The organism is Thermoleptolyngbya sp. M55_K2018_002 (assembly GCF_015295965.1).
Classification (GTDB): Bacteria; Cyanobacteriota; Cyanobacteriia; order Elainellales; family Elainellaceae; genus Thermoleptolyngbya; species Thermoleptolyngbya sichuanensis.
The window spans coordinates 22287-31944 of record NZ_DVEA01000230.1; the positions used below are offsets into that span (position 1 = coordinate 22287).

At 57.7% G+C, this 9658-nt stretch carries 7 protein-coding genes; 2 read left to right on the top strand and 5 right to left on the bottom strand.

What is annotated here, in order from left to right:
• Positions 1 to 62 precede the first annotated feature (62 nt).
• The 3 genes from IGS51_RS11425 to hslO all read right to left on the bottom strand — a co-directional run bounded on the left by IGS51_RS11425 (position 63) and on the right by hslO (position 4766).
• Positions 63 to 2207, bottom strand: coding sequence for a hypothetical protein (locus IGS51_RS11425; RefSeq protein WP_297078511.1), 2145 nt, complete (start codon positions 2205 to 2207; stop codon positions 63 to 65).
• Positions 2208 to 2430: 223 nt separating this feature from the next.
• A complete protein-coding gene (locus IGS51_RS11430; protein ID WP_297078512.1) occupies positions 2431 to 3480 on the bottom strand; it encodes an acyltransferase family protein in 1050 nt (349 codons plus the stop codon).
• Positions 3481 to 3863: 383 nt separating this feature from the next.
• Positions 3864 to 4766, bottom strand: coding sequence for an Hsp33 family molecular chaperone HslO (gene hslO, locus IGS51_RS11435; protein WP_297078513.1), 903 nt, complete (start codon positions 4764 to 4766; stop codon positions 3864 to 3866).
• A 608-nt stretch (positions 4767 to 5374) separates the two neighbouring features.
• Between hslO and IGS51_RS11440 the strand changes: the two genes are divergently transcribed.
• A complete protein-coding gene (locus IGS51_RS11440) occupies positions 5375 to 7045 on the top strand; it encodes a Ppx/GppA phosphatase family protein (protein WP_297078514.1) in 1671 nt (556 codons plus the stop codon).
• A 267-nt stretch (positions 7046 to 7312) separates the two neighbouring features.
• The gene (locus tag IGS51_RS11445; protein WP_172353695.1) at positions 7313 to 7753 is read left to right on the top strand and encodes an Hsp20/alpha crystallin family protein; all 441 of its coding nucleotides are present in this window, start codon (positions 7313 to 7315) and stop codon (positions 7751 to 7753) included.
• A gap of 350 nt (positions 7754 to 8103) precedes the next feature.
• Here IGS51_RS11445 and xth read toward each other — a convergent pair whose 3' ends face one another.
• Together xth and IGS51_RS11455 are read right to left on the bottom strand one after the other, a co-directional pair.
• Complete coding sequence (xth, locus tag IGS51_RS11450; protein WP_297078515.1) at positions 8104 to 8889, bottom strand: exodeoxyribonuclease III; 786 nt, start codon at positions 8887 to 8889, stop codon at positions 8104 to 8106.
• Positions 8890 to 8993: 104 nt separating this feature from the next.
• On the bottom strand, positions 8994 to 9658 hold a 665-nt coding region (locus tag IGS51_RS11455), incomplete at its 5' end, for a cation diffusion facilitator family transporter (protein ID WP_297078516.1).

The following is a 9658-nucleotide window of genomic DNA, read 5'->3' on the forward strand; positions in this document are numbered from 1 at the left end:
AAGCAGTTTATAGCAGATTGGGGCTGGGAAGTGTTGCGCCTTTTGCTGTTCGCTGCGACGGACTACGGGTTCGGGAACTGAACCGTGTTGGCATTGAGCGATTGCTGTCGCCACTGCTCAATCCAAAGCTGGGCTGGCGCGTAGGCGGGGGTGCGGGGGGGAATGCCTTTGGCAATGGCGATCGCCCCTTCTAGGCTCTCGGCGGCGGTTTGCTGGGCAATTTGCAAGACCTGATCGCTCCATTCGGCAATCAGGCGATCGGCTTCGGGGCGCTGGGTACTGCTGGTGGGAATTCGATCTGCGGTTTGAATCGCAGAAATCAGCATGGAGGGCGTACCGGCGCTGGCAGCACTCTGGGCAAGTTGGAGCGTCGAGCGATCGACGGACGCGAAATCTCGCGGGTTGCCCTCGGCAGCATTGCTGGAACCAGAGGGTGCGGGCACCGTGCGGAGGGTAGACGGCAGTCCGTTGTCTAACACGACCGGATCAGACGGGCGCGACGCAAACACAGGAACCGGTTCGACAGGGGGCGGCGCTTGCAGGGCGACGAGCTGCTGCTGCCAGGTTTGGATGCGATCGCGGGCTTCGGCAGACAGGGCGCGACCAGAACCGATTTGGCGAGCGATGCTGATGGCCGCTTGCAGCGAGTCGGCATCGCCTGCGCGGGCAATTTCCTCGGCTTGGGTCAGCGTGGGGCGGTCTTCTCGTAGCTCGATGTCGGTGGTCCAGCGGCTGGCTAGGCGGCGGGCTTCGCGGCTGCGGGGATTCCCCTGGGGAATGTTGTTGACTTCGGCGATCGCCGCCCGCAAGTCGCTCACTGTGCCCAAATCCGCATATTGCTGGGCGCGGGACAGATGCACTAGATCCTGTAGCTCGACACGCCAATAGCTAATCAACTGCTGGGCCTTGCCATAGAGCGGGCGATCGCGCCGAATGCGGAGCGCCTGGGCGATCGCGGCTTCGATATCCGAGGCGCTGCCGTCCCATGCCTGGGCCCGCGCCTGAGCCAGCGCCGTGAAGTCCTGAATTTCTGCCTGCACGCGCGCCCCTTCGGGAATCTTGCGAACCAGATCCATCGCGCCGGGGAGGTCGCGCCGATTCAGGTATTCATCCGCCAGGTTCAGAACGTCTTTGCCCAGGCTGTTGAGCAACCGCTGAGCCGCGGGATAGGCCGGGCTGGTTTTCTTGATTTCCTGCACCAGGGCGATCGCCTCTAGCAGGTTACTCGCACCGCCACGCCGCGCCATTCGGCGAATCTGCGCCAATTTTTTGCCGTCTTCCCGTGAGGCCGTGACCAAATCCACCATTTCCTGATATTTGGTGGTTTTCCAATATTCGTTGTCCACATCGAGCAGCTTCACCGCCAGATCAAAGGCCTTGGTGGGGTCGTCGTCAAACAGGGCTTCTTCTGCCTGCTTGTAGAGGGCTTCGGCGGTTGCCCAAGTCTCCTTCCAGGACTGGATGCGCTGCTCGACTTGGGCGAAGGCGGGCGTGTTGTCGGGAATGCGCTCGGCGATGGCGATCGCCCCCTGAAGATCGCCCTTGTGAAAGGCTTTCTCAGCCAGTTTCAAGATATCGTCTGACCACTGCGCGATGTGGCGATCGGCTTCGGGACGCATGGCGTGGTTGGGCGGCAGCGTATTCACCAGGGCGATCGCCTCCAGCAGGTCGTCCACCGTTTGCTTATTAGACGCAAGCTGGGCACAGTAAATCCGCAGGGATGCCGAAGCCGTCGGCCAGAAAATCGACGGACAGTTGGGCAATGCAGGCAGCTTGAACAGCAGCGCCGCCGCCAGCACGCCCGCTCCAACACAGCCCGTCGTCGCCAACAATACCCAAAGCTGCCAGCTTGTGAAAAATCGCACTAGGGGACTGCGGGGCTGCGCCGATGGTTTGTCCCTGCGGCGGTCAGTGGGCACGGCAGGGAGCGTCTGCACCTTGGGCGATCGCGGAGTCGAGGACACAACCCGCAGCGGGGGCTGGGCAGACGACTGTATCCCTTCGCCAAAGGGGCGATCGCGCCGAGCGGACGCAGAGCGACTGCGCGACTCGTACCGACCTAGCTCTCGCGGCGGGGCATCTGTGGGCCGGGCGCTCCGAGCCGTGCCCCGACGAGTCCTGGCGTTTTGGGACGCAGGCGAACGACTGGGCAGGCGACGCACCTTGTCTACCTCCCCGTCTCCTGATGCCTGTCGGTTTCTCGTCATGCCCTACCTTCTGTCTGACCTTGTTCTAAACCCTACGTCTCGACCTTTAGCCCAACCTTCATCTCAACCCTTAACAGGCCGGTGCAATAAGTGCAGTGCCCTAGCAGTCGCCATTCTAGTGCATCCAGGCTAACCCGTTTTCAGAGAATAGCGAAACTCAACGGGTTTGACTGTCGGCTTGCTCACTTGGCTCGACCTGCCCACACCGCCCACAAAGTTAGCACTAACTGGCAGATGCGGATTGTAATCTAAACAGATACGGCAGGCGAAGTTGCATACACAGGCGATATAGCCACAGAGACGCGCCCAGCCCAACCGCTGTGCCCACAAGGATATGAATAACAGGCTGGTGAATGTGCAACCCCGTTTGCAGAACAATCCTGGCAGCAGCCGTGAAAATCGTATGGGCTACGAAAATCTCTAGGGAGCGCAGTCCCCAGGTTTGCAGCACAGAAAAGCGCTGGACAGTAGCTAGATAGGCGGCCAGCGACAGGCTAGCAAAGATGCCCAGCACCGCCAGGGGAAATAGCCACAATTCGAGACGGGTTAGATTGACGATGGCAGCCAGGGCAATAAGACTGAACCCGAAGAAGGCGCTGGGCAGCAGGATAGACTGCTGCACCCGCTGGATTTGCCCGACCCAATCGACCCGGCTGGCGATCGCCCCCAGGCCAAAGTAAACCGCATTGAGCCGAATCATGTACAGCACCGGCCAGGGGCCAAGGCTGAGGTCGATAAACTCGGAAGCAAACAGCAGCGCAAACCCCGCGAAGCAGACTGCGACAGAAACCTTTAGCTTTCGCAGCAGCAGGTACACGAGCGAAACCGCAAACAAGACGTAGAGAAACCAGAATTGCAGAATGGGAAGATACGTGATGCGCCAAAGGCTGCTCAAGGGCCGGTCGCTGATTCCTGCGAGGTGGCGCAGCGTTTCCTGAATCACCGACCACAGGAAATAGGGATAGGCGATCGCCCGCAGCTTGCTAGAAACCGCTGTGCCGAGCGGTTTTGAGACAGAACGCTCGGCGAGGTAGCCAGACAGAAAAAAGAACAGGGGCATGTGGAAGGCATAGATCCACTGGTCGAGGGCTTGAGTCAGGGCGTTTTCCCGCAAAACAGTACCAGTTAGCCCCCGGAGGACGTGCCCTAAGACGACCAAAAAAATGCCAATGCCCTTTGCATAGTCAATCAAAGCGATACGCTGGAACTGAGCGCCAGTGCGGGATGCGTCAACCGTCGCCCGCTCGAGTGTAGAAATGCCTGGCGGATTCATGATGTCGATTGGTCAAGATTGATGAACGGGAGTCCCATCAGGGCTTGGATTCAAAGACAGCACAGATCCAGCAGTGTACAGATTTGGGGGTTTAGCAGAGTGCATAGAGAGGGCGATCGCCCTCTCTATGCACTCTCAGTAGTTTTTCTAGAACTTGCCTACGTATATTTACAGTTCATCCAAATCTTAAAGGAGGATCGCAAAGTTCTAAAATAGCCTGCACAACATTTTTTCAGGCAACTGAATAGCCACAGATCAGCGGCAGCCTGATGGCAACAAGGCTGTAGCGGAAAAATTAAAAGCATCGAAAAAATAAAACCGGGCCGTCAAGAGTCCACAGCCCGGTTCGAGAGGTAGGTTTTTTCGCAGTCAGGCAGCGGCGGCTAGCCGACCGATTCGGTTTGCAACTCTTGAATCAACTGCTCTAGCTCGTTGCTGCTAGCCCGATAGACCTCATTGCAAAAATGGCAGGTAGCTTCTGCGCCGTCGTCTTTGGCGATCATGTCGCGCAGTTCCTCTTCGCCCAGAAGCTTGAGTGCGCCCAGCATCCGGTCAAACGTGCAGCCGCAGTGAAACCGCAGCATCTGGCTTTCGGGCAAGATTTGCAAATTCATATCGCCCATCAAGTCTGTAAAAATCTGCGGCAGGGTTTTGCCCTCGTTCAGCAGGCTGGTAAAGCCAGACAGAGCCGCCAGCCGAGATTCCAGCTTTTCGACTAGGGCTTCGTCGCGGGCGGCTTTGGGCAACACCTGCACCAGCATCCCGCCTGCCGCCATCACGCCATCGGGATCGACAAACACGCCGACCAGCAGCGCTGAGGGCGTTTGCTCCGAGGTGACTAGATAGTTGGCTACGTCTTCGCCAATCTCGCCCGACACCAGTTCCACCGTGCTGGAATAGGGATAGCCAAAGCCGATATCGCGCACCACGTAGAGAAATCCTTCGGAACCAACCGCCGCGCCCACGTCGAGCTTCCCCCGACTGTTGGTGGGAAGTTCTACCCCAGGATTTTGCACATAGCCGCGCACGGTGCCGTCTAGCCCCGCATCCGCAAAGACCACCCCCAGGGGGCCGTTGCCGCGCACGCGAATATTGACCCGCGATTCGGGTCGCTTCATGCTGGAGGCCAGCAGCAGCCCGGAGACCATCGTCCGCCCCAGGGCAGCCGTAGCGACGTAGGAAAGCTTGTGGCGCTGGCGGGCTTCTTCTGTGAGGCGGGTAGTGACTGCGCCCACAACCCGAATACCGCCGCCGGCTGCGGTTGCCCGCACGAGCTGATCTGCCATGTTGAAATACTTCTTAATATGCATCTCTATTTTACCGATTTGCGGGCGGGTCGGGTTTGATGAATGCTTCGTCAGGAATTCATGATTTTGCGCGGAGTGTCGGGCTAAGATTGGGGAAACTCTGGGGAATCCATTAAGTGATTCACCGGAGTCTAGACTTTGAATAGATTTTGAATGGATTAGGACTTACGCACTTGCGATAAATTTCCCAGGTTCTGGACGACTTCTCGCGGGCTGCGCCCGCGAGAAGTCGTCCAACTGCATAAGTCCTATGGATTTTGAATAAACGGTATAAATGGCTTCTGGTAGGCGAGTCTCTATGAACCCCGAGGCGTTTGGGGTTTGGAGAAATAACCGGATCAGGTTTTTTGAAACTTGAATCTGTCTGTATAGCTGCGTATACAAGCGCCTTAATGTAGAAATTAGCGACTGGAAACAGCCAAAGACCACACAAGTTCGCTGGGGCACTGAACTGCGATCGCCCCAGTCTATAAACCTGTGAATATTCATCTGTTCGTAAAACGGTGTTTGCTGCCCTGGCACTGGGCTTGCAGCGGGCTGTGGACTCTGAGCTTGCTCCTGTGCTTCTCTAAACCCTGGATCTCCGGATGATTAGTGTGTTCTCTAAGCGCAAAAGTGTGCTGCCAACCCCCATTTCTTCTGCCGTGATTCAAGATCGCATCCTGGCCGCGATTGATGTAGGAACGAACTCGATTCACATGGTGGTCGTCAAGATTGACCCCACGCTGCCTGCGTTCACCATTATTAACCGAGAAAAAACGACGGTGCGGCTGGGCGATCGCGATCGCGCTACGGGCAATCTGACTCAGGCGGCAATGGAACGGGCGATCGCCACGCTGCGCCGCTGTCAGGACATTGCCCAGATGCACCATGCCGAGGCGATCGTGGCTGTGGCCACCAGCGCCGTGCGCGAAGCCCCCAACGGACGAGACTTTTTGCAACTGGTAGAAAACGAACTGGGACTGGAGATTGACCTGATTTCGGGTCAGGAAGAGGCCCGGCGAATCTATCTGGGCGTACTGTCGGGGGTGGCGTTTAACGAACAGCCCCACGCGATTATCGACATCGGCGGCGGCTCGACGGAGCTAATCTTGGGCGATGGCCACGAGCCGCGCTGCCTCACTAGCACCAAGGTCGGCGCAGTGCGGCTGACGACGGAGATGGTCAGCACCGACCCCATCAGCAGCAGCGAGTTTAACTACCTGCGGGCTTACGTGCGCGGGATGCTGGAGCGCTCGGTGGACGAACTGCTGAGCAAAGTTCGCGCTGGGGAAACCCCCCGTCTGGTGGGAACCTCCGGCACCATTGAGACGCTAGCCGCCCTGCACGCCCGCGAACACACGGGCACCGTGCCCGATCCGCTGCATGGCTACCAGATTCCCCTAGCGGATTTACGCGAAATGGTGAATCGGCTGCGCCGCATGACGATGGCCGAACGAGCCGCCCTGCCAGGAATGTCGGATCGGCGGGCAGAGATTATCGTGGCGGGGGCGCTGATTTTGCAGGAGGCGATGGAGCTATTGCGGCTGGATTCGGTGACGATTTGCGAGCGATCGCTCCGAGAAGGACTAGTGGTGGACTGGATGCTGACCCACGGGCTAATCGAAGACCGTCTGCGCTTCCAAAGCTCCATCCGCCAGCGCAGCGTCCTCCGCGCTGCTCAGAAATATCAGGTGAACCTGCCCTATGCTGAACGGGTGGCGACCCTGGCCCTCAGCCTGTTTGACCAGACCCAGGGCATCTTACACAACTGGGGACACGAGGAGCGGGAACTGCTGTGGGCAGCCGCCATGTTGCATAACTGTGGACACTTTATCAGTCACTCTGCCCACCATAAACATTCCTACTACCTGATTCGCAATGGCGACCTGCTGGGCTATACGGAGATTGAAATTGAGGCGATCGCCAATTTGTCTCGCTATCACCGCAAGAGCTGTCCCAAGAAAAAGCACGACAACTACCGCAGCCTGACCACCAAGAAACACCGCAAAGTCGTCGAACAGCTCAACACGCTGCTGCGGATAGCGGTCGCCCTCGATCGTCGCCAAATCGGGGCGATCGACAGCATCACCTGCGAGGTAGTGCCTGCTCAGCAGGAGTTTCGCCTGCTAATCCATCCAACCCACCCCAACGACGATTGCGCTCTGGAACTGTGGAGCCTGGATGGAAAAAAGGGCTGCTTTGAAGAAGAGTTTGGGCTGAAAGTCGTGCCTCAGCTAGTGCCGTTGCCCCCTGACGCTGGCTCCTACTTGACCTAGGGCTGTGATGAAAGAGCGGGTTTGGTACGGGAATGAGAACCCAGCGAGTCCAAAAAACCGACCCCCACTCCTGAATCGCTTGCAATACCATAATGATTGTCAGCCATCAATCGTCTGAGGTTCAGAAACGCCCCGTCCAACCAACCAGCTAAACCAACAAAAGCTCACTCCCTTGTCGGAAGTGTTGGCAAGGCGACGACTCAGACGATAACCCTAACTAGCGTTGATTCCACATTCTCAAACTACTGTCTCTAGGAGGCGATGGATATGGCACTCGTTCGATGGGAACCATTCCGTGAGATTGAAACGCTACAACGGCAAATGAATCGGCTGTTTGATGAGTTCCTACCAGCGACTACAGAAAACCACAAGCTGACCAGCTTCATGCCGCTGGCAGAGATGGAAGAAACGGGTGAAGCGATTCACCTGAGGCTGGAAGTTCCTGGCATGGATGCCAAAGACCTCAATGTTGAGGTTTCGGCAGACTCCGTTAGCATCAGCGGCGAACGCAAGTCGGAAAGCAAAACCGAAGAAAAAGGCATGACCCGAACGGAGTTCCGCTATGGCAAGTTCCAGCGGGTGATTCCGTTGCCGAGCCGCATCCAAAACGACAAGGTTACGGCTGAATACAAGGACGGTATCTTGAACCTGACCTTGCCTAAGGCCGAGGAAGAAAAAAATCGCGTCGTCAAGGTGAGCCTAGGCTGAGGAAGAGTTCCGCGTAGCCTCCCGGCTGCTTCCCTCGCCTGGGTTGCGGCGAACCAAGATTCCGTCTAGCTGGTAAACAGCGCACACGAGAGGTCGTTTATTGAAGACCTGCTCAAGCGTGAATTGCTGCCGTGAGTCGCTGTGCTGCTATTGGCTCAGCAAACTCACGTTGAACCTAGAGAGCAACGAGCCATCTACCCTTAGGGCTGACAGGGTAATGGAGTTGCTCTCTTTTTTTTGGGACTTACGCAGTCGGACGATAGTCCTGGTTTTTGTTGACGGTGTGACGTGCGGCGCAAAAAGCGGAAACCCTCACTAGCGATTTAGGCAATTTACGCAATTTACGCAATTTACAACTCCACGATTACTGGCGTGTGGTCGCTGGGCTTCTCCAGCTTGCGGGGCGCTTTGTCAATGATGCAGCTTTTGGCCTCGGCATAGAGCGGCGGGCTGAGGTAGTGATGGTCGATGCGCCAGCCCAGGTTGCGGCGAAAGGCGGCGGCGCGATAGTCCCACCAGCTAAACTGTCCATCTTCCTGGTTAAACTTGCGAAACGCATCCGCCAGCCCCAAGTCGAGAATGGCCCGCAGCGCCTGCCGTTCGGCATCGGTGGCCATGACTTCTTTTTCGCGCCCGGTGGGATCGTGGATATCTCGGTCTTCCAACGCTACGTTGAAATCGCCGCAGACCAAGAGTTTGGGATTTTCCTCCAGCAGCTTTGCCAAATACTCGCGCAGCACCGCCAGCCAACTGAGCTTGTAGGTGTATTTGTCGCTGCCGACGCTGGAGCCGTTGGGCACGTAGAGGTTGACGATGCGAATGCCGTCGAGAACGCCCGTGATGACTCGTTTTTGGTCATCAAACGGTGCGGCGATCGCCCCTCCTAGCACAGGCTCAAACCCACAACTGACCGACTCCAGCGGCGTTTTGCTGATCAGCGCTACACCGTTGTAGGACTTTTGCCCAGAGACGTAGCAGGTATACCCCAGATCGGTAAACGCAGCCCTCGGAAAGTCAGCATCTACCACCTTCGTTTCCTGAGCGCACAGCACATCCACCGGATTCTCCGTCAGCCAGTTGACGACCTGTTCCAGACGGGTGCGGATGGAGTTGACATTCCAGGTGGCGATCTTCATGCAGGAGCGCGGGAGAGGACGTGATGAGTAGTTTACTGCATCCTTCCGTCACTCAATGACTCCACTGATAACTCCTTATGACTCCTCATAACTCCATTACGCCATCACTCCTTGACCACCAGTTCCAGGCTAGGCGGCATCGACAGGTTTATCAGGGGTGTTGCAGGCGGGGCAGCAAGCTGGAGCGTGGTGTCGGTGAGTCCGAAGGTAGCTTGCAGGGAGACTTGCAGGGTTTGCAGGAGGCGATCGCGCTCTAGGCCATCCTGCGGGTTCACCGTCAGATGAGCAGTGAGGGCGACTTGGCCTGGGGCGATCGCCCACAGGCGCAGCGCTTCCACCGCCTGCACGCCTTCGGTTTGCAGCAGATGCACCCGCACAGCAGCGGGGTCAAGGTAGACGGGCGCTTGTTCCAGCAAAATGTTCAGGCTTTGGCGGATGAGGGGCACGGCTCCAGCCAGGATGAGCGCAGCAACGACCAAGCTAATGGCTCCGTCGGCCCACGTCCAGCCAAAGAGCCAGACGGCGATCGCCGCCAAAATCACGCCCAGCGACCCAATCGCGTCCGAAACCATGTGCAAAAATGCGCCCTTCAGGTTCAGGTCGTGGTGGCTATGGTCGTGCAGCAGAGACGCATTTAGCAGGTTCACCCCCAGCCCCACGGCCGCCGTAATCAGCATGGGCAGACCCAAAATTTCGGCATCGGGGTGTTGCAACCGCTCGACTGCTTCCCACCCAATCCAGAGGGCGATCGCCACCAGCCCCAGCCCGT

Coding starts and splice junctions, on each gene's coding strand:
- IGS51_RS11425 (WP_297078511.1), bottom strand. CDS start 2,207: ATGACGAGAAACCGACAGGCATCAGGAGACGGGGAGGTAGACAAGGTG.
- IGS51_RS11430 (WP_297078512.1), bottom strand. CDS start 3,480: ATGAATCCGCCAGGCATTTCTACACTCGAGCGGGCGACGGTTGACGCA.
- hslO (WP_297078513.1), bottom strand. CDS start 4,766: ATGGCAGATCAGCTCGTGCGGGCAACCGCAGCCGGCGGCGGTATTCGG.
- IGS51_RS11440 (WP_297078514.1), top strand. CDS start 5,375: ATGATTAGTGTGTTCTCTAAGCGCAAAAGTGTGCTGCCAACCCCCATT.
- IGS51_RS11445 (WP_172353695.1), top strand. CDS start 7,313: ATGGCACTCGTTCGATGGGAACCATTCCGTGAGATTGAAACGCTACAA.
- xth (WP_297078515.1), bottom strand. CDS start 8,889: ATGAAGATCGCCACCTGGAATGTCAACTCCATCCGCACCCGTCTGGAA.